General features: G+C 65.9%; 23 protein-coding genes. 5 read left to right on the plus strand and 18 right to left on the minus strand.

The window, feature by feature from the left end; genetic code table 11:
- Positions 1 to 52 precede the first annotated feature (52 nt).
- A complete protein-coding gene (locus C8261_RS07000; protein WP_107492934.1) occupies positions 53 to 562 on the plus strand; it encodes a phasin family protein in 510 nt (169 codons plus the stop codon).
- A 61-nt stretch (positions 563 to 623) separates the two neighbouring features.
- Here C8261_RS07000 and moaE read toward each other — a convergent pair whose 3' ends face one another.
- From moaE to C8261_RS17300, 6 genes are all read right to left on the minus strand, one after another.
- Positions 624 to 1,103: a molybdopterin synthase catalytic subunit MoaE gene (gene moaE, locus C8261_RS07005; protein WP_107492935.1), complete on the minus strand. Its 480-nt coding sequence runs from the start codon at positions 1,101 to 1,103 to the stop codon at positions 624 to 626.
- Between the two features lie 3 nt (positions 1,104 to 1,106).
- The gene (gene moaD / locus C8261_RS07010) at positions 1,107 to 1,364 is read right to left on the minus strand and encodes a molybdopterin converting factor subunit 1 (RefSeq protein ID WP_181358874.1); all 258 of its coding nucleotides are present in this window, start codon (positions 1,362 to 1,364) and stop codon (positions 1,107 to 1,109) included.
- A gap of 30 nt (positions 1,365 to 1,394) precedes the next feature.
- Positions 1,395 to 2,600: a molybdopterin molybdotransferase MoeA gene (locus tag C8261_RS07015; protein WP_107492936.1), complete on the minus strand. Its 1,206-nt coding sequence runs from the start codon at positions 2,598 to 2,600 to the stop codon at positions 1,395 to 1,397.
- Entirely contained in the window at positions 2,597 to 3,094 is a 498-nt protein-coding gene (gene mobB, locus C8261_RS07020) for a molybdopterin-guanine dinucleotide biosynthesis protein B (RefSeq protein WP_107492937.1), read from the minus strand. The genes C8261_RS07015 and mobB overlap by 4 nt, the downstream gene beginning before the upstream one ends.
- A 69-nt stretch (positions 3,095 to 3,163) precedes the next feature.
- The gene (locus C8261_RS07025) at positions 3,164 to 5,113 is read right to left on the minus strand and encodes an ATP-dependent DNA helicase (RefSeq protein ID WP_107492938.1); all 1,950 of its coding nucleotides are present in this window, start codon (positions 5,111 to 5,113) and stop codon (positions 3,164 to 3,166) included.
- 140 nt (positions 5,114 to 5,253) lie between these two features.
- Complete coding sequence (locus tag C8261_RS17300; RefSeq protein ID WP_107492939.1) at positions 5,254 to 7,338, minus strand: methyl-accepting chemotaxis protein; 2,085 nt, start codon at positions 7,336 to 7,338, stop codon at positions 5,254 to 5,256.
- Positions 7,339 to 7,665: 327 nt separating this feature from the next.
- Here C8261_RS17300 and C8261_RS07035 point away from each other — a divergent pair, with 327 nt between their 5' ends.
- On the plus strand, positions 7,666 to 9,303 hold the full coding sequence (locus C8261_RS07035; RefSeq protein WP_107492940.1) for a methyl-accepting chemotaxis protein: 1,638 nt from the start codon (positions 7,666 to 7,668) through the stop codon (positions 9,301 to 9,303).
- Between the two features lie 44 nt (positions 9,304 to 9,347).
- Positions 9,348 to 9,545, plus strand: coding sequence for a putative motility protein (locus tag C8261_RS07040; RefSeq protein ID WP_107492941.1), 198 nt, complete (start codon positions 9,348 to 9,350; stop codon positions 9,543 to 9,545).
- Between the two features lie 7 nt (positions 9,546 to 9,552).
- Here the strand turns inward: C8261_RS07040 and zapE are convergent, their stop codons facing one another.
- From zapE to C8261_RS07095, 11 genes are all read right to left on the minus strand, one after another.
- On the minus strand, positions 9,553 to 10,665 hold the full coding sequence (gene zapE, locus C8261_RS07045; protein WP_107492942.1) for a cell division protein ZapE: 1,113 nt from the start codon (positions 10,663 to 10,665) through the stop codon (positions 9,553 to 9,555).
- Between the two features lie 97 nt (positions 10,666 to 10,762).
- On the minus strand, positions 10,763 to 12,187 hold the full coding sequence (gene lpdA, locus C8261_RS07050; protein WP_107492943.1) for a dihydrolipoyl dehydrogenase: 1,425 nt from the start codon (positions 12,185 to 12,187) through the stop codon (positions 10,763 to 10,765).
- A gap of 82 nt (positions 12,188 to 12,269) precedes the next feature.
- Entirely contained in the window at positions 12,270 to 13,460 is a 1,191-nt protein-coding gene (gene odhB, locus C8261_RS07055) for a 2-oxoglutarate dehydrogenase complex dihydrolipoyllysine-residue succinyltransferase (RefSeq protein ID WP_107492944.1), read from the minus strand.
- 24 nt (positions 13,461 to 13,484) lie between these two features.
- Positions 13,485 to 16,337, minus strand: coding sequence for a 2-oxoglutarate dehydrogenase E1 component (locus C8261_RS07060; protein ID WP_107492984.1), 2,853 nt, complete (start codon positions 16,335 to 16,337; stop codon positions 13,485 to 13,487).
- A 165-nt stretch (positions 16,338 to 16,502) separates the two neighbouring features.
- Entirely contained in the window at positions 16,503 to 17,798 is a 1,296-nt protein-coding gene (gene gltA, locus C8261_RS07065) for a citrate synthase (protein ID WP_107492945.1), read from the minus strand.
- A 94-nt stretch (positions 17,799 to 17,892) separates the two neighbouring features.
- Positions 17,893 to 18,129, minus strand: a complete 237-nt coding sequence (locus C8261_RS07070) for an FAD assembly factor SdhE (RefSeq protein ID WP_107492946.1) — start codon at positions 18,127 to 18,129, stop codon at positions 17,893 to 17,895.
- The gene (locus C8261_RS07075) at positions 18,126 to 18,836 is read right to left on the minus strand and encodes a succinate dehydrogenase iron-sulfur subunit (RefSeq protein ID WP_107492947.1); all 711 of its coding nucleotides are present in this window, start codon (positions 18,834 to 18,836) and stop codon (positions 18,126 to 18,128) included. Before C8261_RS07075 ends, C8261_RS07070 begins: the two co-directional genes overlap by 4 nt.
- A gap of 19 nt (positions 18,837 to 18,855) precedes the next feature.
- Positions 18,856 to 20,649 (minus strand): succinate dehydrogenase flavoprotein subunit, encoded by a 1,794-nt coding sequence (gene sdhA, locus C8261_RS07080; RefSeq protein ID WP_107492948.1) that lies wholly within the window; start codon positions 20,647 to 20,649, stop codon positions 18,856 to 18,858.
- A gap of 2 nt (positions 20,650 to 20,651) precedes the next feature.
- Positions 20,652 to 20,999, minus strand: coding sequence for a succinate dehydrogenase, hydrophobic membrane anchor protein (sdhD, locus tag C8261_RS07085; protein ID WP_107492949.1), 348 nt, complete (start codon positions 20,997 to 20,999; stop codon positions 20,652 to 20,654).
- The gene (gene sdhC / locus C8261_RS07090; RefSeq protein ID WP_107492950.1) at positions 20,993 to 21,379 is read right to left on the minus strand and encodes a succinate dehydrogenase, cytochrome b556 subunit; all 387 of its coding nucleotides are present in this window, start codon (positions 21,377 to 21,379) and stop codon (positions 20,993 to 20,995) included. The genes sdhD and sdhC overlap by 7 nt, the downstream gene beginning before the upstream one ends.
- A gap of 106 nt (positions 21,380 to 21,485) precedes the next feature.
- Positions 21,486 to 22,214, minus strand: a complete 729-nt coding sequence (locus C8261_RS07095; protein ID WP_107492951.1) for a GntR family transcriptional regulator — start codon at positions 22,212 to 22,214, stop codon at positions 21,486 to 21,488.
- Between the two features lie 216 nt (positions 22,215 to 22,430).
- Here C8261_RS07095 and C8261_RS07100 point away from each other — a divergent pair, with 216 nt between their 5' ends.
- Entirely contained in the window at positions 22,431 to 23,420 is a 990-nt protein-coding gene (locus C8261_RS07100) for a malate dehydrogenase (protein ID WP_107492952.1), read from the plus strand.
- An 89-nt stretch (positions 23,421 to 23,509) separates the two neighbouring features.
- The gene (locus C8261_RS07105; RefSeq protein ID WP_107492953.1) at positions 23,510 to 24,496 is read left to right on the plus strand and encodes an HpcH/HpaI aldolase/citrate lyase family protein; all 987 of its coding nucleotides are present in this window, start codon (positions 23,510 to 23,512) and stop codon (positions 24,494 to 24,496) included.
- A 16-nt stretch (positions 24,497 to 24,512) separates the two neighbouring features.
- On the opposite strand, the gene C8261_RS17590 is transcribed toward C8261_RS07105, so the two are convergent.
- Positions 24,513 to 24,694 (minus strand): hypothetical protein (locus tag C8261_RS17590; protein ID WP_235864860.1); only part of this gene is annotated, 182 nt, incomplete at its 5' end.

Raw genomic sequence — 24,694 nt, forward strand, 5'->3', positions numbered from 1 at the left:
CGGAGTCCATATTGCCTCGCTAACCATCAACCGCGCTTGTGGAGATAATCACATGGCAACCAAGCAAGACCAGATGAACGAACTGCAAAAGAAGAACCTCGAAGCAGCGATGCGCCTGGCGCAGCTTTCCATCGAGAACTCGCAGCGCATCATGGAGCTGCAGGTCACTACCGCCAAGACCCTGTTCGAGGATGGCGTGCAGAATGCCAAGGCCATGTCCGCGGTCAAGGACCCCAAGGACCTGATGGATCTGCGTACCCAGTTTGCCCAGCACACCACCGAGAAGATGCTGGCCTGCGCCCGCGAGATCGCCGAAATCACCGCCCGCACCCAGAACGAAGTCGGCAAGCTGGTCGGCGAACAGCTGACCACCGGCAGCAATGACGTTTTCGACGCCATGCAGAAGATGTTCAAGGGCATGCCGATCACCGACCAGAACGCCATGACCGCCATCCAGACCGCCATGGACACCACCCGTGCGGCCTTCGAGCAGATGACCCGCGCATCCTCCGAAGCCTTTCAGGCCTTCAGCACCTTCAATGCCCCCAAGGGCCGCAAGTAAGCGCGGATATCATTCCCGCTGAAAAAGCACACGGCGCCCACGGGCGCCGTTTTTCATGCACTCAGCGGCGCCCTTCGACTTCGTCCCAGCCCTGCTCCCAGCGCGCCGCGGCGCTGCCGTCGCTGTCGCGCGCATCCACCCAGCGCCCGCCCTGGGCGCCTTCCTCGTACTTCCAGAAAGGCGCGCGGGTCTTCAGATAGTCCATGATGAACTCGCACGCGGCGAAGCTCTCGCCGCGGTGGGCGGCGGCGACGCCGACGAAGACGATGCGCTCGCCCGGCAGCAGGCGACCATGGCGGTGGATGACCCGAACGGCGAGCAGCGTCCAGCGTTGCGCCGCCTCGTCGACAATCTCCTGCAGCGCCGCCTCGGTCATGCCCGGGTAGTGCTCCAGGGTCATTGCCGACACCCCGTCGGCGCCGCCGTCGTCGCGCACCAGGCCGACGAAGCTCGCCAGCGCGCCGACATCGCGGCGCCCGGCGGAGAGCGCCGCAAGCTCGGCGCCGACGTCGAAATCAGCTTCCTGCACACTCACCGTCATCGCTCAGCCTCCGGTCACCGGGGGAAAGAAGGCCACTTCATCGGCGCCGTCGAGCGGCGTATCCGCCGCCGCCATGCGCTGATTCACCGCCGCGCGGACGTTGCGTCCGGCATCCAGCGCCGCCCAGCGTTCGCCGCGCGCGGCGAGATGGGTGCGCAGCGCACCGACGGTATCCACGCCGGCAGGGAGCGCGAGGCGTTCACCGGGGCAACCGAGGGCCTCACGCAGGCCGGCAAAATAGAGAATCTTCACTTCAGCCATGATCACTCCGGCAAGCTTCCACAACGGGCCTCAGCCCAGCAGTTCGCCATAGGGCAGGAAATCGACCACATCGCCGCGGCGGATCTCCGTGCCCGGCGCAACATCGACCAGGCCATTGGCCCACACCGTAGACTGCAGTGCCGCAGCGCCCTGTCTGTCGAACAGGTTCACCGTGCCTTCGGCGTTGACGCGCGCGCGCAGGAATTCGCGGCGGCGGTCGGGACGCGTCCACTCGAAATCGGCGTGCAGGCGCAGGCGCTGCGGCACCGCCTCGGCAACCCCCTGGCTGGCGAGGATGAAGGGGCGCACCATCACCAGGAAGGTCACGAAACTGGACACCGGATTGCCCGGCAAGCCAATGAATGCGGCCGCATGGACGTTGCCGAAGGCCAGCGGCTTGCCCGGTTTCATGGCGATCTTCCACAGCGCCAGCGCTCCTTCGGCCTCCACGGCGGGTTTGACGTGATCCTCCTCGCCCACCGAAACGCCACCGCTGGTGAGGATCAGGTCGTGGCCCTCGGCCGCCCGGCGCAGGGCCTCACGGGTGGCGTCGAGCCTGTCGGGGACGATGCCGAAGTCGGTACACTCGCAACCCAGGGCGTTGAGCAGGCTGCGCAGCAGGAAGCGGTTGGAGTTATAGATGCCGCCCGGCGGCAGGGGGTCGCCGGGCATCACCAGTTCGTTGCCGGTACACATCAGCGCCACCCGCAGGCGCCGCAGCACCGGCAACTGGGCCAGGCCGACCGCCGCCGCCAGCGCCACTTCGGGCGCCCGCAGACGCACCCCGGCAGGCAGCAGCTGACGGCCGGCGGCGATGTCCTCGCCAGCGCGGCGCACGTGCTCGCCCACCGCCGGGCAATGATCGACGCGCACATGCTCGCCGTGATGGCTGCAGCGCTCCTGCATCACCACCGCATCGGCGCCCGCGGGCAGTGCCGCGCCGGTGAAGATGCGCGCCGCGGTACCGGGTTGCAGCGCGCTGCCGACGCTGCCGGCGGCGATGCGCTGGCTCACCGGCAGCTCGGTGCCGGGTGCGGCGATATCGGCGCTGCGCACGGCATAGCCATCCATCGCCGCATTGTCGAGCGGCGGCAGACTGATCGGCGAATGCTGCGCGCTGGCCAGCACACGACCGCCGGCGGCGAGGGTATCGACGAGTTCGATCTCGCGCAGCGGCCGCACCGCGGCAAGCAGGCGGGCCAGCGCGTCATCGAAGGACAGCAGGTTGTCGTTCATCTGCACTCCAGGTAATCGAGGATGAAAGCAGCCACCGCCGGGGTATCGTCGAGGTCGAGGCGCGGCAGCGGCGAGTCGGGCAGCGGCACGTCGCTGGCCACCGCGACGATGTGGGGGTTGTCCGGGTACAGCAGGGGCTTGCCATTGACGGCGCGGTGAACCTCGATCTTGGGCACCGCGGCGGCCTTGTAGCCTTCGATGAGCACCAGGTCGGTCGGTTGCAGCACGCGCAACTGCTCCTCCAGCGTCGGCTCGGGCGCGCCGCGCAACTCGTGCATCAGCACCCAGCGGTCATTGGACAGCATCAGCACCTGGGTGGCGCCGGCTTTGCGGTGGCGCCAGGAGTCCTTGCCCGGCTTGTCGAGATCGAAACCATGGTGGGCATGCTTGATCACCGACACCGAAAGACCGCGCCGGGTGAACAGCGGAATGAGCTTCTCCACCAGCGTGGTCTTGCCGGCGCCGGACCAGCCGGCAAAGCCAAATACGTTCATCGCCTGTCTGTGCTGCCTGGAAAGTGCTGCAGGATACTACAGCCGCGCGGCGGTTGAACTTGACCGCGGTCAGCGCGGCGGCGGCAGCGCGGCGAGGAAGTCCACCGCTTCGGCTTCCACCCGCGAGCGCCGCATCGGCGGCAGGCTGCGCCACACCACCTTGCCATAGGGCTTGTCGATCATGCGCGGATCGCAGATGCACAGCACGCCGCGGTCGCGCTCGCTGCGGATGAGGCGCCCGGCCCCCTGCTTCATGCTGATCACCGTGCGCGGCAGCTGATAGTGCATGAAGGGATTCTGACCGCTCTTCTGCATATGCTCGACACGCGCCGCGAGCACCGGATCGTCGGGCGGCGCAAAGGGCAGCTTGTCGATGACCACCAGCGAAAGGGCGTCACCCGGGACGTCCACGCCTTCCCAGAAACTCTGGCTGGCCACCAGCACGGCATTGCCAAGGCGGCGGAAACGCTCCAGCAGCTCGCTGCGCGAGCCCTCCCCCTGCAGCAGCACGGGCAGCGTCTCGCCGGCGGCGTTGAGGCCATCGACGAGCAGTTCATGGATGCGACGCATTGCCCGCAGCGAGGTGCACAGCACGAAGGTACGCCCGCGCGCGGCGCGGATCAGCGGCAGCGCCCGGCGGGCGACGGCCTCGCTGTAGTCGGGAGCGTTCGGATTGGGCATGCCCTGGGGGGCATAGAGCAGCGCCTGCTCGGCGTAGTCGAAGGGGCTGCCCCACACTGCGGTGAGCGGCTCCGGCTCCAGCCAGGCGAGGCCGAGCTCGCGGCAGTAGTGGCCGAAATCCTGCCCCACCGCCAGCGTTGCGGAAGTGAACACCCAGGCGCGCAGATGGCCCTCGAGCTGGCGGCGGAACACCGCCGAGACGTGCAGCGGGGTGGCATTGAGGGCCAGCGACTGGCTGAACACCTCGACCCAGCGGATCAGTTCGCTGTCGGCGGGGGTGCGCCACTGCGCCAGGCGCTGGCGCATCTCCTCGCTGCGCCGCAGGCAGTTGGCCAGCCCTTCGGAGCGTTCAGCCTGGGTTTCGAGCACGGCGTGCAGTTCTTCGACACTCGCCATCAACGCATCGACGCGCGGCAGGAACTCGGGTTCGCTTTCCGCCTGCGCCGCGGCAAGGCGCGCAGACTCCGCGCCAAAGGCCAGGCGCAGGTCGCGGGCAGCCTTCTCCAGGGTGCGCGTGGCGTCGATCAGGGCGCGGCAGTCGGGTGCGGCAGCGACCGTCTCGGAGCGCGTGTCGCGCGCCAGATCGAGCACCTGCCCGGTGGACACGCTCTCGCCGAAGAACAGGCTGGCGGTCTCCGGCAACTGGTGGGCTTCATCGAAGATCACCGCGTTGCAGGCCGGCAGCAGTTCGCCCATGCCCTCGTCGCGGAGCATCACGTCGGCGAAGAAGAGATGGTGATTGACCACCACCACGTCGGCATCCATCGCCGCGCGGCGGGCGGCCATCACGAAGCAGTCCTTGACCTCCGGGCATTCCTGCCCGAGGCAGTTGTCGCGCGTCGAGGTCGCCGCCAGCCAGGCCGCGGAGTCCTCGCGCACGACCGTGCATTCGGCCTTGTCGCCGCTCTGCGTAGTCTGCGCGAAGCGCGCGATGGCGCGCAGGTCGGCGGCATCCTGGGCGCTCTGGAAGCGCCCGTCGGCGGCATTGCGGGCGAGGTGGTAGGGGCACACGTAATTTGCCCGCCCCTTCAACAGGGCGATGCTGACCGGCACCTTGAGGGCGGCGCGCACCACCGGCAGATCACGGTTGAAAAGCTGATCCTGCAGCGTCTTGGTGCCGGTGGAGATGATCACCTTGCCGCCACCGAGCAATGCCGGAACGAGGTAGGCGAAGGTCTTGCCGGTGCCGGTGCCGGCTTCGGCAACCAGCACGCGGTTGTCGCGCAAGGCCGCGGCAATGCGCTGCGCCATGTCGATCTGCTGCGGTCGCGCGGCAAACGCCGGAATGGCCTGGGCGAGCGGACCGTCGGGGGCAAAGGCGTGGTCGACGTCAGCCATCGACCTCACCGGAAATCAGCGGGGCCGTGGGCGAAACGGACGGAACGGACAGAAGTTCAGCGTGGATCGGCAGACCCATGGCGGTGCGGGGCAGGAAAGCGCAGGCGCCATCCTACCACCGCGGGGAGCCCTTGCCGCTTCTACACCTTGAACTCGCCGACCAGCGCGCGCAGCCCCTGGGCGCCCTGGGCCAGGGCGTCACAGGCCTGGGAGGCCTGCGCGGCAGCGGCAACATTGCGCTCCACCATCGCCGCCACCTCCTCCATGCTGCGCGCCACCTCGGTACTCGCCGTGGCCTGCTGGTTGGCCGCCTCGGCGATGTGCCCGGCCTCCTCGGCAACGCGGTCGCTGACCACCACCACCTCCTCCAGGCCATCGGCACTGTGCTGCATCAGCGCCATGCCGGACTCCACCTCGCTCACCGCGGTATTCATCGAACCCACCGCGCGGGTGGTGACGCTCTGGATCTGCGCCACGCGCCCGGTGATGGTGGAGGTGCTCGATGCGGTGCGCTCGGCCAGCTTGCGCACCTCGTCGGCGACGACGGCAAAGCCGCGCCCCATTTCGCCGGCGCGCGCAGCCTCGATGGCGGCGTTGAGGGCAAGCAGGTTGGTCTGCTCGGCAATCTCCTGAATGCTGCGGGTGATGTCGCCGATGCTGGCAACGCTTTCCTCCAGTTCATGGATGGCGCCGCTGGCCTCCTGCACCACCCCCACCACCTTGCCGGTGGCCGCCATGCTGTGCTCGATCGAGGCGCTGGTGGTCTTTACCAGCGCACGCGACTCGGCAGCGGAGTTGGCGGCGTTCTGGACACTGGCAGAGACCTCCTGCACCGACTCGCTGAACTCCTCGGTGGCCGCGGCAACGCTTTCCACCTGGGTCTGCTGGCGGCTGGACTGCTCGGCCACCTGGGCCATGTCGGCGCGCACCGTGGTCACCTGCGCCTCGATCATCTGGCTGGCCCGCAGCACGCGGTCGAGCATCACCTTCATGCGCGTCTGCGTCACCGCCAGCGTACATGCCAGGGCGCCGAGTTCGTCGCCGCGGCAGCCGGTGAATTCCTCGCTGAGGTCGCCTTCGGCAATGCGCCCGAGCGAAGTGCGCAAGGCCTGCAGATCCTTGCCCATGCGCGAGATGGTGAAGAAGGCGATCAGCAGCACCGCCGCGATCATCCCCCCACCGATCAGGAGATTGTTACGCAGCGTCGCGTCGTAGCGCGCCTCGGCGGCGGCAAAGCTCGCTGCCGCCGAGCTTTCCAGCTCGCCCATGAGGGCCCGCGAGGCGGCGATCATCTCGCCGTAGATGGGATTGATCTTCTGCAGCAGCAGCTGGTTGGCGAGCAGATAGTTGTCGCGCGCAATGGCTTCGCGGGCGGCATTCACCCCTTCGCGGGAAAAACGCTCGCGCACCTCGCCAAACACCGCCATCAGCTCACGCTCGCGCACACTCAGCGGCATCGCCTCGATGCGGCGGATGAGTTCGTTGATGCGTTCGCGGTTGCGCAGGGTCGCCTCGACGTGCAGCCCCACCGGGTGATCGTGCATGTTGACAAAGGGGTTGCTGGGCTCATGCTGCAGCGCGAGGGCGATCTGCGAACGGTTGTCGCCGAGCAGGTAGACCACCTCGTTGGCAAGGTTGGCGGGCACCAGCTTGGCTTCATAGACCTCATGCAGCGCGCGGTTCGCCTGCGCCATCCCGGCCAGCCCCTGCCACAGCACCACCGCCACCGCCAGCGCCGCCAGCGCCACCACGGCGACCAGGCGGGTGCGCAGGGAGAGGTCGGCGAACGAGCGCCTGGCCCTCGGCATGCTTGCCTTGCCGGCGCGCATCGCCGCATACAGGGCTTCCGCCTGCGCCACCTGCTGGCGGCTGGGTTCGGCGCGCACCGACATGTAGCCCTCGCCCTGGCCGTTGCGCGTGACCGGCACGACAAGGGCATTGACCCAGTAGTAATCGCCGTTCTTGCAGCGGTTCTTGACCATTCCCCGCCACGGCTTGCCGGACTTCAGGGTCCGCCACATGTCCTCGAAGGCCGCCGGCGGCATGTCCGGATGGCGGACGATGTTGTGGCTCTGGCCGATCAGCTCCTCGCGGGTGAAGCCGCTCAGAGTGATGAAGGCATCGTTGGCATCGACGATGCGCCCCTTCAGGTCGGTACGCGAGACCAGGTACTGCCCACGCGGAAAGGGCACCTCGGTCGTGGTCACGGGCTGGTTGTTCTTCATTTGATCGCTCACCCTGGTGTAAAACGGCGTCGCCGCCGCAGCGCTCCGGCAAAGACACTGCCGGATGCATCACAGTCTATATCTGTGGGCATAGATCAAACTGTGAATCAAGCCCCCCATTCGGGCTCATTTCCGGGGGTTTGCGGGTGCCGATCGACACCCTGCTGCTCAATTCAGGAAATACTTAATGCCAGCCGTATCGATCTGGGGCTAAAGTTATGGTCAGACTGCCGTTAAAGCAGTAAGGGTCGTCCCGCAGCATGCTCTGGAGGGAGAGGCGCAGGGAGATCGACCGGCACCCAATAAGAAACGACGAGGATCCATCTCATGGCCACCACCCGACGCACTTCAGTCCGCGCCCAACTCAGCTTCCTGGTCATTGTCACCTGCGGCCTGTTCATTGCCGCCATTGCCGGCTCGTTGTGGCAGATGCAGCGTGGCGAGCAGAAACTGCTCGACTTCATCGACGATGAACTGGCGGTCGAACGCGACGTCACCAACGCCTATGCGCAGGGCCTGCAGATGGGCCAGGCGCTGCGCAACATCCTCCTCGATCCGGCCAATCCGCAGGCCTACACCAACTTCGAGCGCGCCCAGGCGGGCTTCAACGAGGTCATCGAGCGTGTCAAGGCCAGCGCCCACGTGCTCAAGGGCGGCAGTGCCACCACGGCGAAGATTACCGACATTCATGCACGCTGGCCGGCACACCAGGCACGCGTGCTGCAGCACGTGCGCGCCGGCGATCTCGATGGCGCGCGCCAGGTCCTCAACCGCGACGAAACCCCGACCTGGCGCGAGATGCGCGGTGCGCTGATGGAACAGATCGAGTACCTCGGCGGCCTCTCCGCGGAGGTCAAGGATGAGGTGGTGGCAGGACTCGAGCGCGCCTACACCATTGCCCTGGTGCTTGCCGCCATCGCCCTGGTGGCCTGCGTCGGCGCCTCGCTGTACGTCATCCGCGACCTCATCCGCCAGCTCGGTGGCGAACCCTCCTACGCCGCCGAGGTTGCCCGCCGCATCGCTGCCGGCCAGCTCGACCAGGCGGTGGAAGTGCGCGACGGCGACAATGACAGCCTGCTCGGTGCGATGCGCTCCATGCAGGAGGGCCTCATCGGCACCATCGGCGAGATCCGCCGTCATGCCCACAGCGTTGCCAGCGCCATCGAGACCCTGCGCGCCAACGAAAAGCAGATTGCCGACGCCTCGCTGCAGCAGAGCGAGGCCGGCAGCGCGATTGCCGCTGCCGTGGAGGAGATGACGGTAAGCATCTCGCAGGTCTCCGAGCATGCCGACGATGCCGACCGCCTCACCGAGAACACCACCGAACACGTGCAGAGCAGCGTCGCGGTGATCAACGAAGCGGCCTCCACGATCGGCAAGATCGCCGAGCGCATGGCCGCCTCGACCGAAGTGATGGCCGACCTCGGCGCCAGCGCCGAGGGCATCTCCGACATTGTCAAGGTCATCCAGGGCGTTGCCGAGCAGACCAACCTGCTCGCCCTCAACGCCGCCATCGAAGCTGCGCGCGCCGGCGAACAGGGCCGCGGTTTTGCCGTGGTCGCCGATGAGGTGCGCAAGCTCGCCGAACGCACGGCGCAATCCACCCACGAAATCACCGCAATGATCCAGCGCGTGCAGGCCAGCACCCACCAGGCCGTGGCCAGCATGGACGAGGGCCGCGAACTGGCCGACAAGGGCGCGGAGAGCGCCGGCCGCGCACGCGAGGCGGTGGCATCGCTGGAAGAAGGCTCGCACCACGTGCGCGAGGCGGTGGCATCGATCAATGCCGCGCTGCGCGAGCAACGCTCGGCGAGTACCGACATTGCCCAGAGCATCGAGCGCATTGCCCAGATGAGCGAACAGAACCACACCGCAACGAGCGATTCGCTCGCCCGCGCGGACGAACTGCACGCCCTCGGCGAAGCACTGGAGAACACCGTGGGCCGCTTCCGCCTGGCGCGCTGAGCGCCAGCACCCTGCCCTGACAACCGTTTCAGCCGGAGTCCGTCATGGATGTATCGACCATCGCCAGCATTGCCAGCGACCTCAGCCAGGCACGTACCGGTGACGCGGTGAGCCTGCGCGTGCTGCGCAAGGCGCTCGACCAGCAGGCCGCCAGCGCGGCGCAGCTGCTCGCCGCCCTGCCCCAGCCGCCGGCCCCCGCCAACCCGCCCCATCTGGGGCAGAACATCGACGTCAAGGCCTGAACGGGCCTCAATCCACGCGGTGGGGTTCGGCCAGGTAGTCGCGCGTGCGCATCTCGATCAGGCGGCTGACGGTGCGCACGAACTCGTGCGCGTTGTGGCCCTCGACGTACAGCTCGGGGGCGTCCACGGCGGCGCTCATCACCAGCTTGACGCGGTGGTCGTAGAGGACGTCGATCAGCCAGGTGAAGCGGCGCGCTTCGGAAGCCTGCCCGGCACTCATCTTCGGCACCGCGGAGAGCAGCACGGTGTGGTGCTCGCGGGCGATCTCCAGATAGTCGTTCTGTGAACGCGGGCCACCACACAGGGTGGCGAAATCGAACCAGATTACCCCCGGCGCACGGCGCACCACCGGCAGGCGGCGTTCAAGCACCTCGATGTCGCCGCCCTCGCCCTCGCCGCCGGCAAGGCGACGGAAATCGTCGAGCATCTTGGCCTGCGCGGCATCGTCGTGCGGCACCAGGTAGATCTCGATCTTCTCCAGCGTGCGCAGGCGGTAATCGGTACCGTCGTCGACCTCGATGACGTCGAAGCGACGCTTGATCATCTCTATCGTCGGCAGGAAATTGATCCGCATCAGCCCGTTCGGGTAGAGACCGTCGGGCGGGTAGTTGGTGGTCATCACCAGGATCACGCCGCGGGCGAAGAGCGCTTCGAGCAGGCGCCCGAGGATCATCGCATCGGCGATGTCGGAGACGTGGAACTCATCGAAGCACAGCAGGCGCGCCTCGGCGGCGATGCGGTCGGCGACCTTCTGCAGCGGATCGGGTTCGTGATTGTGGTTCTTGAGGTCGTTCTGCACTTCCTGCATGAAGGCATGGAAGTGCACCCGACGCTTGCGCCGGTACGGTACGGCGTCGAAGAAGCAGTCCATCAGGAAGCTCTTGCCGCGCCCCACTCCACCCCAGAAATAGACGCTGCGCGGCATCTGCGGACGCACGAAGATCTTGTGCAGACGGCTGCGCCGTGCCGCCTTGAAGCCCAGCAGCTCGGCATACAGCTGCTGCAGGCGCTGCGCCGCGGCGCGCTGCGCGGGATCGGACTGGAAACCGCGCGCGGCGAGCTGCGCCTCGTAGGCGTCGAGCATGCCGCGTTCGGGAACGTTCAGGATACGGTGGGGCATGGTTGGCTATGATGGGCTGTCAGGGACGAAAAAGGGAGAAGCTCCCTGATGCCCCAGGCATCCGGAACTTCTCCCCGGCCAGTTCGCGAAGGGCGAATCAGGCGTGCAGCGGGCGCTTGTCGCAGGCCAGCGCGGCTTCGTGCACCGCTTCCGACATGGTCGGGTGACCGTGGCAGATGCGCGCCAGGTCTTCCGAGGCACCGCCGAACTCCATCGTCACCACGGCTTCGGCGACCAGCTCGGAGGCCGAGGCGCCGATGATGTGCACACCGAGGATGCGATCGGTCTTGGCGTCGGCGAGCATCTTCACGAAGCCTTCCGGTGCGGCCATGCCCATGGCGCGGCCGTTGAAGGCGAAGGGGATCTTGCCGGCCTTGTAGGCCACGCCTTCAGCCTTCAGCTGCTGTTCGGTCTTGCCGACCCAGGCGATTTCCGGCGCGGTGTAGATGATCCACGGCACGGTGTCGAAGTTGCAGTGGCCGGCCTGGCCCGCCATCACCTCGGCAACCATCACCGCCTCTTCCATGGCCTTGTGCGCCAGCATCGGGCCGCGCACCACGTCGCCCACCGCCCACACGCCGGGCAGGTTGGTGCGGCAATGGTCGTCCACCTCGATCATGCCGCGCTCATTGAGCTTCAGGCCCACGGCTGCGGCGTTCAGGCCGTCGGTGTTGGGCACGCGACCCACCGAGACGATCAGGCGGTCGGCATCCAGCTTCTGCTCGGCGCCGTCCTTGTCGGTGTAGGCCAGCGACACGCTCTTCTTGCCCACCTTGACGTCGCCGATCTTCACACCCAGGTTGATCTTCAGACCCTGCTTGGTGAGAAGCTTGAACGCCTCCTTGGCGATGTCCTGGTCGGCAGCGGCGAGAAACTCGGGCATGGCCTCCAGAATGGTGACGTCCGCACCCAGGCGGCGCCACACCGAGCCCATCTCGAGGCCGATCACGCCGGCACCGATGATCGCCAGCTTCTTCGGCACGGCATCGATGTCCAGCGCGCCGACGTTGTCGCAGACCAGCTTGTTGTCGACCGGAATGCCTTCCAGATGGCGCGCCTTGGAGCCGGTGGCGACGATGACCTGCTTGGCGACCACGGTCTCCTCGCCGACCTTCATCTCCCAGCCGTCGGCGACCTGCTTGACGAAGCTGCCGTGACCGTTGAGCTGGGTGACCTTGTTCTTCTTGAACAGCCCCTTGATGCCGCCGGTGAGCTGGTCGACGATGCCGTTCTTGCGGCCGATCATCTTGGCCACGTCGATCTTCGGCGTGCCGACGCTGATGCCCTGGGCCTCGAAGCCGTGAGCGGCTTCCTCGAAGACGTGCGAGGTATGCAGCAGCGCCTTCGACGGAATGCAGCCAACGTTCAGGCAGGTACCGCCGAGGCGGGGCTCGCCCTTCGGATCGGCATACGGATTGGATTCGCAGCACGCGGTCTTGAAACCGAGCTGGGCCGCACGGATGGCCGCGACATAGCCACCGGGGCCACCGCCGACGACGAGGACGTCGAATTGCTTGGACATTGAACTCTCTCCCTAAAAGGACTCACGGGGCGCGCCCCCCCACGGGAGCGCACTCCCGTGCCTGCGCGCCCCGCCGGCGTTATCAGACGTCGAGGATCAGGCGGGCCGGATCTTCCAGCGCTTCCTTCATGGTCACCAGCCCCAGCACGGCTTCGCGGCCGTCGATGATGCGGTGGTCGTAGGACATCGCCAGGTAGTTGATCGGGCGGATGACGATCTGGCCGTTCTCCACCACCGGACGATCCTTGGTGGCATGGATGCCGAGGATCGCCGACTGCGGCGGGTTGATGATCGGGGTGGACATCATCGAGCCGAACACGCCACCGTTGGAGATCGAGAAGGTGCCGCCGGAAAGCTCTTCCATCGACAGCTTGCCATCCTTGGCCTTCTGGCCGAATTCGGCGATCTTCAGTTCGATCTCGGCGACCGACATCGACTCGGCGTTGCGCAGGATGGGCACCACCAGGCCGCGCGGGGAACCGACCGCGATGCCGATGTCGATGTAGCCGTGGTAGACGATGTCATTGCCGTCGACCGAGGCGTTGAGGATGGGGAACTTCTTCAGCGCGGCCACCGCGGCCTTGACGAAGAAACCCATGAAGCCCAGACGCACGCCGTGCGCCTTCTCGAACTTCTCGCCGTACTGCTTGCGCAGCGCCATCACCGGCGCCATGTTCACCTCGTTGAAGGTGGTCAGGATGGCGTTCTCGTTCTTCGACTGCAGCAGGCGCTCGGCGATGCGGGCGCGCAGGCGGGTCATCGGCACGCGCTCTTCGGCACGGTCGCCGACCGCGGCGATCACCGCCGGGGCAGCGGCAGCCTTGGGCTGTGCGGCAACGGCGTCTTCCTTGGTGACGCGACCGCCACGACCGCTGCCGGCAACGTCGCCGGCGGCAATGCCCTTCTCGTCGAGGATCTTGCGGGCCGCCGGGCTGGCGGTGCCGGCTGCGGCAGCCGCAGCGGGGGCAGCCGCCGGCGGCGGGGTCACCGCCTGCACCGGCTCGGCGGGCTTGGCGGCGCCACTGGCGGCCTTGGCTTCGGTGTCGATCTGGGCAATCAGCTCACCGGAGGTGACGGTGTCGCCATCGACCTTGATGATCTTCACCAGCACGCCGTCGGCCGGCGCGGGGGTTTCCAGCACGACCTTGTCGGTCTCGATGTCGATGAGGTTCTCATCACGCGAAACGGCGTCGCCCTCCTTCTTGTGCCACGACACCAGCGTGGCTTCGGAGACGGACTCGGACAGTTGCGGTACCTTGACTTCGATCAGCATGTGTATCTCTCCCGGTGTGTGTCTTTATTGATTGGGGTTCTGCGGCGTGGTGTCGGTGATCGGGCCGAAAGCGTGCTCGATGACTTCCTTCTGCTGCTGGTTGTGCTTGGCGTAGTAGCCCACCGCCGGCGAGGCCGCAGCCGGGCGGCTGACCAGCAGCAGCTTGCGCTTCGGGCCGAGCACATTGACCAGGTGCTGACGCGAGGCCAGCCAGTACCAGGCCCCCTGGTTGCGCGGCTCTTCCTGGCACCAGACGATTTCCTTGGCATTGGGGAACTCGTTGATGGCCTTCGCAAACTCTTCCGCCGGGAAGGGGTAGAGCTGCTCGATGCGCACCAGCGCGGTGTCCTTGATGCCCTGCTCGCGGCGATGGGCGAGCAGTTCGTAGTAGATCTTGCCCTGGCACAGCACCACGCGCTTGACCTTCTTGGGGTCGAGCTGCTCGGTTTCGCCGATGACGGTGCGGAACTGGCCGTAGGCCAGCTCGTCCATCGACGAGATCGCCTCCTTGTGGCGCAGCAGCGACTTCGGGGTAATGATCACCAGCGGCTTGCGCACCTTGCGGATCATCTGGCGACGCAGGAGGTGGAAGATCTGGCTGGGCGTGGTGGGCACGCAGACCTGCCAGTTGTTTTCCGCCGCCATGTTCATGAAGCGCTCCAGACGCGCGGAGGAGTGCTCCGGCCCCTGCCCTTCGTAGCCGTGCGGCAGCATCAGGGTGAGACCGCACAGACGGCCCCACTTGGCCTCACCGGAGCTGATGAACTGGTCGAGGACGACCTGGGCGCCGTTCACGAAGTCGCCGAACTGCGCTTCCCACACCACCAGCTCGTTGGGCTCGGTGGTCGCGTAGCCGTATTCGAAGGCCAGCACGGCCTCTTCGGAAAGCACCGAGTCGAAGCACTGGAACAGCGCCTGACCGTCCTGGATGTGTGCCAGTGGCTTGTAGCTGCCTTCGGACCAGTGTTCGCGCTTCTGGTCATGGAACACCGCATGGCGGTGGAAGAAGGTGCCACGGCCGACGTCCTCGCCGGAAATGCGCACGCCGTAGCCCTGCGCCAGCAGGCTGGCGTAGGCAAGGTTCTCGCCCATGCCCCAGTCGATCGGCGCCTCACCACGACCCATCGCCGCACGGTCATCGACGATCTTCTTGACCCGCGAGTGCAGCGCGAAACCTTCCGGCAGCGTGGTCAGACGCTCCGACAGCCGCTTGATCTCCTGCAGCGGAATGGCGGTTTCGCCTTCGTCGGTGTAGGGCTGGTTGAGGAAGGGCGTCCAGTCCACCGAGAACTGGCGGTTGTGACCGGAGAGTACCGGGTTGTAGAGCAGTTCGCCCTTGTCCAGATGCTCGCGGTACTCCTTGATCATCTGCTCGGGATCGTCGGCAGCCAGCGAGCCTTCGGCGACCAGGCGTTCGGCGTAGAGCTTGCGGGTACCCGGATGCTGGGCGATCTTGCGATACATCAGCGGCTGGGTGACCATCGGCTCGTCCTGCTCGTTGTGGCCGAGCTTGCGGTAGCAGACGATATCGACCACCACGTCCTTCTTGAACTGCTGGCGGAACTCCACCGCCAGCGCGGTAACGAAGGCCACCGCTTCCGGGTCGTCGCCATTGACGTGGAAGATCGGCGCCTCGACCATCTTGAAGATCTCGGTGCAGTACAGCCCGGAGCGGTAGTCGCGCGGGTCGGAGGTGGTGAAACCGATCTGGTTGTTGATGACGATATGCACCGTGCCGCCGGTACCGTAGCCGCGGGTCTGGGAGAAGTTGAGCATCTCCTGGTTCACGCCCTGGCCGGCAACGGCGGAGTCGCCGTGGATCAGCACCGGCACCACCTGGTTCTTCTCGCTGTCCTTGCGGCGCACCTGACGGGCGAACACCGAACCTTCGACCACCGGGTTGATGATCTCCAGGTGGGAGGGGTTGAACGCCAGGGTGAGGTGCACCGGGCCGCCCGGGCTCATCACATCGGACGAGAAGCCCATGTGGTACTTCACGTCTCCGGCGGAGAGGTTGCCACCGGCGCGGCCTTCGAACTCGGCGAAGAGCATCGACGGCGACTTGCCAAGGGTGTTCACCAGCACGTTGAGACGGCCGCGGTGGGCCATGCCGATGACGATCTCCTGCGCCCCCAGGCCACCGGCGACGCGGATCAGCTCATCCATCGCAACGATGGTCGACTCACCGCCTTCGAGCGAGAAACGCTTCTGGCCGACGTACTTGGTGTGGAGGTACTTCTCCAGGGTCTCGGCGGCGGTGGCGCGCTCGAGGATGCGCTTCTTCATTTCCACCGAGAAGCGCGGGGTGCCGCGGATGCTCTCCAGGCGGCTCTGGATCCAGCGCTTCTGCTGGATGTCGGAGATGTACATGTACTCCGAACCGATCGAACCGCAGTAGGTCTGGCGCAGGGCTTCGAGGATCTCGCGCAGGGTGGCGTGATCGGTGGAGAAGCCGTGGAAGGAGCCGACGTTGAACTGCTTGTTGAGGTCGGCTTCGGTGAAGCCGTAGTAGGACGGCTCCAGCTCGGCGATCTGCGGGCGCTCGGTACGCTTGAGCGGATCGAGGTTGGCCCAGCGGTTGCCGAGGAAGCGGTAGGCATTGATCAGCTGCAGCGTGCTGACCTGGCGCTTGTCGTCGTCACCGGCGGCGACGGTGCGCACCGGGCCGCGCTTGGCCATCTGTTCGAACGCGGCGATCACCGGTCCGTGGGCGACGTCGCGCACCGCGGCACCGGCCTGGCTCTGCAACTGGTCGAAATAGCCGCGCCAGTTCTCCGGCACCGAGGCCGGATCGGCGAGATAGTTCTCGTAGAGCTCTTCGATGAACGGCGCGTTGCTGCCGAACAGATGCGAAGTGGATAGATGTTGCTTCATCATGATGAAAGCCACCTGTGGTGATTTTGTTTCCCTGCTCAGGGCAATGCGGCGGCAGCCTGCCATGCGATGGCACGCCGATGGAAAAACGGGATGACCGCGCAGGCGCGGCCACCCCGATCCAGGCGGCTATCTCGGTGTGAGGCCCCCTCCCCTCTCCATCGTCTCTTACGGACGTTGTCCCAGGTCCGGAACGTCGCGGCACGCGGCGCCGATGTACAACTGGCGCGGACGGCCGATCTTGTATTCCGGATCGGTGATCATTTCTTCCCACTGGGTGATCCAGCCCACCGTGCGCGCCAGCGCGAAGATGCAGGTGAACATGGAGGTCGGGATGCCCAGGGCCTTCTGCACGATGCCGGAGTAGAAGTCGACGTTGGGGTAGAGCTTCTTCTCGACGAAGTACGGATCTTCCAGCGCGATCTTTTCCAGCTCCATGGCGAGCTTGAACAGGCGGTCGTTCTCCAGGCCCAGTTCGCCCAGCACTTCGTGGCAGATCTTGCGCATCAGCTTGGCGCGCGGGTCAAAGTTCTTGTACACGCGGTGGCCGAAGCCCATCAGCTTGAAGCTGTCGTTCTTGTCCTTGGCGCGGGCGATGTACTCATTGACGCGCGAGACGTCACCGATCTCTTCGAGCATGTTGAGGCAGGCCTCGTTGGCGCCACCGTGCGCCGGACCCCACAGGCAGGCGATGCCGGCGGAGATGCAGGCGAAGGGGTTGGCGCCGGAGGAGCCGGCCAGACGCACCGTGGAGGTGGAGGCGTTCTGCTCGTGATCGGCGTGCAGGGTGAAGATCACGTCCAGCGCGCGCACCAGCACCGGGTTGGGCTTGTACTCCTCGCACGGCGTGCCGAACATCATGTGCATGAAGTTGGCGGTGTAGCCGAGGTCGTTGCGCGGATACATGAAAGGCTGCCCGGTGTTGTACTTGTAGGCCATCGCGACGATGGTGGGCAGCTTGGCGATCAGGCGGTTGATCGAGATGTTGCGATGCTCCTGATCGGAGAAGTCCATCGCCTCGTGGTAGAAGGCCGACAGGGCGCCGACCACGCCGACCATGATGGCCATCGGATGGGCATCGCGGCGGAAGCCGTTGAAGAAGCGGGTAAGCTGGTCGTGCACCATCGTGTGGTTCTTGATGGTGGTCTCGAACTCCTTCTTCTGAGCTGCATTGGGCAGCTCGCCGTTCTTCAGCAGGTAGGCCACTTCGAGGAAGCTGCACTTGTCGGCAAGCTGCTCGATCGGATAGCCGCGGTACAGCAGTTCGCCCTTGTCACCGTCGATGAAGGTGATCGCGGACTTGCAGCTGGCCGTCGACAGGAAGCCCGAATCATAGGTGAACAGACCCGTCTTGGCGCCGAGGGTACGGATGTCGATGACATCCTGCCCATGGGTCCCGGTCATCACCGGAAATTCGACGGTCTTGCCATCCACGTTCAGGGTTGCAATGCGTTCAGTGCTCATAGGTTTTGTCCCTCTTCCTTGCCCGTTTAACTATCTGCTTGCCCGCCCTGTTGCCGGCAGGCCTGACTCCCTGTCGATGATCACTTCCGTTGCGTCAGGGTTCGCGCAACAGAGCGATCATTTCCTTCCAGCGTTGTTCCTCACACGGCTTGCTGCCATTGACCATCCCCCAGATGTCGTAGTCGTCGCAGCGCAGCAGGTCGTCGAGGTCCGCCAGTTGATCGTCACTGAGACGATCGAAGTGGCGATCGAGGAAGCGCGCAAACACCAGGTCGAGCTCCAGCAGAGCCCGCCTGCACTGCCAGCGTACGCGCCCCCGATCGATCGTCATACAGCCCGCCTGACCATGGCGTCCTTGATCTTGCCGATGGCACGGGTCGGGTTGAGACCCTTCGGACAGACGTCGACGCAGTTCATGATGGTGTGGCAGCGGAACAGACGGTACGGGTCCTCGAGGTTGTCGAGGCGCTCGTTGGTGGCCTGGTCGCGCGTGTCGGCGATGAAGCGGTAGGCTGCCAGCAGACCGGCGGGGCCGACGAACTTGTCGGGGTTCCACCAGAACGACGGGCAGGAGGTCGAGCAGCACGCACACAGGATGCACTCGTAGAGGCCGTTGAGTTCCTCGCGGTCCTCCGGCGTCTGCAGGCGCTCACGCTCCGGTGCCGGGTCGTTGTTGACCAGGTAGGGCTTGATCGAGTGGTACTGCTTGAAGAACTGCGTCATGTCCACGATCAGGTCGCGGATCACCGGCAGGCCGGGCAGCGGACGCAGCACGATGGGCTGCGGCAGGCCGTCGATGTCGGTGAGGCAGGCCAGGCCGTTCTTGCCGTTGATGTTCATCGCGTCCGAGCCGCACACGCCTTCACGGCAGGAGCGGCGGAAGGACAGCGAATCATCCACGGACTTCAGGCGCACCAGGGCGTCGAGCAGCTTCTTGTCGGAAGCCTCCAGCTCAACGCTGATGTCCTGCATGTACGGCTTTTCGTCGCGATCGGGATCGTAGCGGTAGATCTTGAATTGAACGGTACGCTTGCTCATATCTCTTGTACTCCCGCGCTCAGTAGGTGCGCTTGGCGAGCGCGATGGGTTCCACGTCGTCGGACAGCGGCTTCAGGTTCACCGGCTTGTAGTCCAGACGGTTGCCTTCGCTGTACCACAGGGTGTGCTTGAGCCAGTTGGCGTCGTCGCGGCCGTTGGGGTTCTCGGCGGTATCCGGCGCGTCGTCGCGCACGTGGGCGCCACGGGACTCCTTGCGGGCTTCGGCGGACACCATGGTGGCGCGCGCGACTTCGATCAGGTTGTCCAGTTCCAGCGCCTCGACGCGCGCGGTGTTCCACACCTTGGACTTGTCCTTGATCTCGGTGTGCTTGGCGCGCTCGGCCACTTCGGCGATCTTCTGCACGCCTTCCTTGAGCAGGTTGTCGAAGCGGAACACGCCGGCATGTTTCTGCATGGTGCGGCGCATTTCCAGGCCCACTTCATGCACGCTCTCGCCATTGGTCTGGCCTTCGAGGCGGGCGATGCGCGCCAGCGACACGTCGGCGGCGTCGGACGGCAGCGGCTTGAGCTTGAGCTGACCGGACTGGAAGTCCTCGACCACGGTCTCGCCAGCGGACTTGCCGAACACCAGCAGGTCGAGCAGCGAGTTGGTGCCCAGGCGGTTGGCGCCGTGCACCGAGGCGCAGGCGCATTCGCCGGCGGCGTAGAAGCCGGACACCGGGGCGTTCGGATTGCCGTCCTTCGGCACCACGACCTGGCCCTTGTAGTTGGTCGGAATGCCGCCCATCTGGTAGTGGCAGGTCGGCACCACCGGAATCGGTGCCTTGATCGGGTCCACACCGGCGAACTGGATGGAGATCTCACGAATGCCGGGCAGGCGCTTCATGATGTTCTCGGGCGACAGGTGGGTGATGTCGAGCAGCACGTGATCCTTGTCCGGACCACAGCCGCGCCCTTCGTTGATCTCCGTGGTCATCGCACGCGAAACCACGTCGCGCGAGGCCAGATCCTTCAGGTTCGGGGCGTAGCGTTCCATGAAGCGCTCGCCGGAGGCGTTGCGCAGGATGCCGCCTTCGCCGCGCACCCCTTCGGTGATCAGCACGCCCGCGCCGGCCACGCCAGTGGGGTGGAACTGCCAGAACTCCATGTCTTCCAGGGGGATGCCGGCACGCGCCGCCATGCCCACGCCGTCACCGGTGTTGATGAAGGCGTTGGTGGAGCTGTAGTAGATGCGGCCCGAACCGCCGGTGGCGAAGATGGTCGCCTTGGCGTGGAAGATGGAGATCTCACCGGTTTCCATTTCCAGCGCGGTCACGCCGAGCACGTCGCCGTCGGCGTCGCGGATCAGGTCCAGCGCCATCCATTCGACGAAGAACTGGGTGTTGGCGCGCACGTTGCGCTGGTACAGCGCGTGCAGCATGGCGTGGCCGGTACGGTCGGCGGCGGCGCAGGAGCGCATCACCGGGGCCTGGCCGTAGTTCATCGAGTGACCGCCGAACGGACGCTGGTAGATCTTGCCGTTGTCGGTACGGTCGAAGGGCATGCCGTAATGTTCGAGCTCGACGACCACTTCATTGGCCTTCTTGCACATGAACTCGATGGCATCCTGGTCGCCCAGCCAGTCCGACCCCTTCACGGTGTCGTACATGTGCCAGTGCCAGTTGTCCTCGGTGGAGTTGCCCAGGGAAGCAGCCACCCCGCCCTGCGCTGCCACGGTATGCGAGCGGGTCGGGAAGACCTTGGTGAGCACGGCGGTCTTCAGGCCGGCTTCGGAAAGTTGCAGCGCGGCGCGCAGGCCGGCGCCACCGGCACCGACGATGACCGCATCAAAAGTACGCTTGGCGACGTTCACGCTTACAGCCTCCACAGAATCTGGGCAGCCCAGCCGGCGTAGCCGACGAGCAGGAAGATCGTAACCACATGCAGGGTCAGGCGCACGCCGACCGGCTTGACGTAGTCCATCCAGAGGTCACGCACCCCGATCCAGGCGTGATAGAACAGCGCCAGGAAGAACAGGAAGGTGAGGAACTTGAACACGCCATTGCCGAACAGCGCGGACCAGGATTCGAAGCTGAATTCCGGCAGGGCGAGCGCACAGGCGGCGAAGACAAGGGTATACACGGCCATGTAGACGGCCGTTGCGCGCTGGACGATCCAGTCCTTGAGGCCGTAGTGGGCGCCGACGAGGATGCGATTTACCATAGTGCGACTCCGATGACAGCGGTGAGCGCAAGGCTCACGATCAGGACGAGGCGGGCGGAATTGCGCGCCGGCTGCAGGTCGATGCCCTTGTGCAGGTCGAGCAGCAGGAAGCGGATGCCGGCACAGAAGTGGTGCAGATAGGCCCACAGCAGACCCAGCAGGATCAGCTTCGCCAGCGGATGGGCAACCACTTCACTGAAGGTGGCAAAACCGTCCTGCGACAGACTGAGGTCGAAGAGGTAAAGCAGGAAAGGCAGCAGCAGGAACAGCCCTACCCCGCTGATCCGGTGAAGGATCGAAACGAAGCCCGGCAGCGGCAACCGGATTTCGTGTATGGCCAGATGCTTCGGCCTCTGTTTGCGCACAGTCACTTCTGACATGAAGTTTCCCCTCATCATGCGCGACGGAACGTTCCGCCGCTACTCCCAAAAGACCGGGATTATATCCGCCCCGCAGGGCGATAACCCCCGCAACAACCGCTTCGACTCAATTCAACTCGTTCAGATAATAGTGCTCGGCCGTCGAATACAGCCCGCGCCGCCACTCCACCGGCTTGTCGCCATAGGTATAGGTGACGCGCTCCACCGACAGCAGCGGCGTGCCTTCGACAACCTTCAGCGCCTCGGCGGTGGAGCGATCGGCCGCCACCGCGCGGATGCGCTCCTGGGCGCGGATCATGCGCAGGCCGTAACGCGTCTCGAAGAGGCTGTAGAGCGAGCCGCTCCAGCCCTGCAGCACCTCCATGGAGAGGCCATGGAAGATCTCGCCGGAAAGATAGATCTCATCGACCACCACCGGCTTCTCGCCGAACTTCAGCAGACGGCGCAGGATGATGATCGGCGCGCCGGGCTCGATGCCGAGCATGCGCGAAGCCTCCTGACCGGCCTTGGCACGCCAGCAATCCAGTGGCAGACTCTGCGGATGCGACAGGTCGCCATCCATCGGCACCAGGCGCAGGAAACGGAACAGCGCACGCGGGTCGTTGTGCGAGGCCACATAGGTGCCCTTGCCCTGCTTGCGCACCAGCAGGTTGTCGGCGGCCATTTCGTCGATGGCCTTGCGCACCGTCCCCTGCGACACATTGAAGCGCGCGGCGAGCTCCTGCTCACTGGGGATGACCTGCCCGGGGCGCCATTCACCGCTCTCAAGGGCCTGCAGAATCAGGCTCTTGATCTGGCGGTAAAGCGGGCTGAAGGTGGGCGATTCCTGGCTCATCGACGTATTTCAACACAAAAATTCCAACTCGTCCACGTCATGTCTTATGTCTTATATAAGACATATCATACGAATTGACAGTTGGAACGCTTGCTTCTACCATCGCCAGGCTGCCCACAACCGGTCGCGACAGCGTGCGCCGCGCGCGCCGGTAGCGAGCTTTTCGAGGCGCACCCGCGAATCCATCATACCGTCTTAACCAGAGGGAGTATCTACATGAGCAAAGCCCCCATGCGCGTCGCCGTGACCGGCGCCGCCGGCCAGATCGGCTACAGCCTGCTGTTCCGCATCGCCAGTGGCGAAATGCTGGGCAAGGACCAGCCGGTGATCCTGCAACTGCTCGACCTGCCGCAGGCCCAGAAGGCCGTCAAAGGCGTGATGATGGAGCTGGAAGACTGCGCCTTCCCGCTGCTCGCCGGCATGATCGCCACCGATGACCCCAACGTTGCCTTCAAGGACGCCGACGTCTGCCTGCTGGTCGGTGCCCGTCCGCGCGGCCCCGGCATGGAGCGTGCCGACCTGCTCACCGCCAACGGCGCCATCTTCACCGTGCAGGGCAAGGCCATCGCCGAGAACGCCAAGGAAGACGTGCGCGTGCTGGTGGTCGGCAACCCCTGCAACACCAACGCCTACATCGCCCGCGCTGCCGCCATCAAGGTTGGCCGCACCAACCCGGCCAACTACCACGGCATGCTGCGCCTGGACCACAACCGCGCGCTGTCGCAACTGGCGGCCAAGTCCGGCCGTGCGGTGTCCTCGCTGAAGAAGATGGTGGTGTGGGGCAACCACTCCCCGTCCATGTACGCCGACTACCGCTTCTGCGAATCCAACGGTGACAGCGTCAAGGCACTGATCAACGATCACGCCTGGAACAACGACGTCTTCCTGCCCACCGTCGGCAAGCGCGGCGCCGCCATCATCGAAGCGCGCGGCCTGTCCTCCGCCGCCTCGGCCGCCAACGCCGCCATCGACCACGTCCGTGACTGGGTCCTTGGCTCCAGCGACTGGGTCACCATGGGCGTGCCCTCCGACGGCTCCTACGGCATCCCCGAAGGCGTGGTCTTCGGCTTCCCCTGCGAATGCAAGGATGGCCAGTACAAGATCATCCAGGGTCTGGAGATCGACGCCTACTCGCAGGGCAAGATCGACCTCACCCTGAAGGAACTGGAAGACGAGCGCGCGGCCGTCGCCGACATGCTCAAGTAAGCCCGCCGGGCGGCGCTGCGGCGCCCCACCCGCAACAAGCCACGGGGTAGAATCCCGTGGCTTTTTTCATTTCCGACCAGGAAACGCGCATGCCCCTGCACCCCGCCGAGGTCCTCTTCACGGGCGAACAGCCCTTCCCCGCCATGCCCGCCGTCGACCACTACGCCGGCGCCGAAAAGCTGATGCGCAAGGCCCTTGCCGTGCAGAACGAACTCGGCCCGGTGTTCGACATCACCTGCGACTGCGAGGACGGCGCCGCCGCCGGTGCCGAGGCCGAACACGCGCGCATGGTGGTCGAGGTGGTCAATGACGCCGAGAACCGCCACGGCCGCGTCGGCGCGCGCATTCACGACATCACCCACCCGCACTGGGAAGCCGACCTGGAAATCCTCGTGCATGGTGCCGGCCACCGGCTGGCCTTCATCACCCTGCCGAAGGTACGCTCGGCCGCCGATACGGCCACCCAGATCGCCGCCCTGCGGCGTATCGAGGGCGCCGCCGGAAGCGGCCGCAAACTGCCCGTGCATGTGCTCATCGAAACCCACGGCGCACTGCGCGAAGCCTGGCAGATCGCCGCACTGGACGGCGTCGAATCGCTCGACTTCGGCCTCATGGACTTCGTCTCCGACCACCACGGCGCCATCCCCGCCAGCGCGATGAAGAGTCCCGGACAGTTCGAACACCCGCTGGTGGTCCGCGCCAAGACCGAGATCGCCGCCGCAGCCCTGGCCAACGGCGCCGTGCCCGCGCACAACGTCACCACCGAACTCAACGACATCGCGGTGATCCGCGCCGATGCCGAACGTGCGCGCAGCTTCGGCTTCCTGCGCATGTGGAGCATCCACCCCAACCAGATCCGCCCCATCGTCGCCGCCATGCAGCCCGACTTCTCGGAAGTCGAGGACGCCGCCGCCATCCTCAGCGCCGCACAGGATGCCGACTGGGGCCCGATCCGCCACGGCGGCCGTCTCCACGACCGCGCCTCCTACCGCTACTACTGGACGCTGCTCCAGCGCGCCCGGCAAACCGGCGTGGCGCTGAACGCAGACATCGCCGGACGCTTCTTCGCCGCCTGAGGCAGCGCAGGCCCGCTCAGGCCTGCGACGACCCCGGCTTGGCGGCTGCGGGTTTGGCGGCTGCGGGTTTGGCGGTTGCAGGCTTGGCCGCTGCAGGCTTGGCCGCTGCAGGCTTGGCCGCTGCAGGCTTGGCCGCTGCAGGCTTGGCCGCTGCAGGCTTGGCCGCTGCAGGCTTGGCCGCTGCAGGCTTGGCCGCTG

This window comes from Pseudothauera lacus, from assembly GCF_003034845.1.
In the GTDB taxonomy this organism is placed as follows: Bacteria; Pseudomonadota; Gammaproteobacteria; order Burkholderiales; family Rhodocyclaceae; genus Pseudothauera; species Pseudothauera lacus.

Bases quoted from the DNA above. Each gene is read 5' to 3' on its own strand.
- C8261_RS07000 (WP_107492934.1), top strand. From the start codon at position 53: ATGGCAACCAAGCAAGACCAGATGAACGAACTGCAAAAGAAGAACCTC.
- moaE (WP_107492935.1), bottom strand. From the start codon at position 1,103: ATGACGGTGAGTGTGCAGGAAGCTGATTTCGACGTCGGCGCCGAGCTT.
- moaD (WP_181358874.1), bottom strand. From the start codon at position 1,364: ATGGCTGAAGTGAAGATTCTCTATTTTGCCGGCCTGCGTGAGGCCCTC.
- C8261_RS07015 (WP_107492936.1), bottom strand. From the start codon at position 2,600: ATGAACGACAACCTGCTGTCCTTCGATGACGCGCTGGCCCGCCTGCTT.
- mobB (WP_107492937.1), bottom strand. From the start codon at position 3,094: ATGAACGTATTTGGCTTTGCCGGCTGGTCCGGCGCCGGCAAGACCACG.
- C8261_RS07025 (WP_107492938.1), bottom strand. From the start codon at position 5,113: ATGGCTGACGTCGACCACGCCTTTGCCCCCGACGGTCCGCTCGCCCAG.
- C8261_RS17300 (WP_107492939.1), bottom strand. From the start codon at position 7,338: ATGAAGAACAACCAGCCCGTGACCACGACCGAGGTGCCCTTTCCGCGT.
- C8261_RS07035 (WP_107492940.1), top strand. From the start codon at position 7,666: ATGGCCACCACCCGACGCACTTCAGTCCGCGCCCAACTCAGCTTCCTG.
- C8261_RS07040 (WP_107492941.1), top strand. From the start codon at position 9,348: ATGGATGTATCGACCATCGCCAGCATTGCCAGCGACCTCAGCCAGGCA.
- zapE (WP_107492942.1), bottom strand. From the start codon at position 10,665: ATGCCCCACCGTATCCTGAACGTTCCCGAACGCGGCATGCTCGACGCC.
- lpdA (WP_107492943.1), bottom strand. From the start codon at position 12,187: ATGTCCAAGCAATTCGACGTCCTCGTCGTCGGCGGTGGCCCCGGTGGC.
- odhB (WP_107492944.1), bottom strand. From the start codon at position 13,460: ATGCTGATCGAAGTCAAGGTACCGCAACTGTCCGAGTCCGTCTCCGAA.
- C8261_RS07060 (WP_107492984.1), bottom strand. From the start codon at position 16,337: ATGATGAAGCAACATCTATCCACTTCGCATCTGTTCGGCAGCAACGCG.
- gltA (WP_107492945.1), bottom strand. From the start codon at position 17,798: ATGAGCACTGAACGCATTGCAACCCTGAACGTGGATGGCAAGACCGTC.
- C8261_RS07070 (WP_107492946.1), bottom strand. From the start codon at position 18,129: ATGACGATCGATCGGGGGCGCGTACGCTGGCAGTGCAGGCGGGCTCTG.
- C8261_RS07075 (WP_107492947.1), bottom strand. From the start codon at position 18,836: ATGAGCAAGCGTACCGTTCAATTCAAGATCTACCGCTACGATCCCGAT.
- sdhD (WP_107492949.1), bottom strand. From the start codon at position 20,999: ATGGTAAATCGCATCCTCGTCGGCGCCCACTACGGCCTCAAGGACTGG.
- sdhC (WP_107492950.1), bottom strand. From the start codon at position 21,379: ATGTCAGAAGTGACTGTGCGCAAACAGAGGCCGAAGCATCTGGCCATA.
- C8261_RS07095 (WP_107492951.1), bottom strand. From the start codon at position 22,214: ATGAGCCAGGAATCGCCCACCTTCAGCCCGCTTTACCGCCAGATCAAG.
- C8261_RS07100 (WP_107492952.1), top strand. From the start codon at position 22,431: ATGAGCAAAGCCCCCATGCGCGTCGCCGTGACCGGCGCCGCCGGCCAG.
- C8261_RS07105 (WP_107492953.1), top strand. From the start codon at position 23,510: ATGCCCCTGCACCCCGCCGAGGTCCTCTTCACGGGCGAACAGCCCTTC.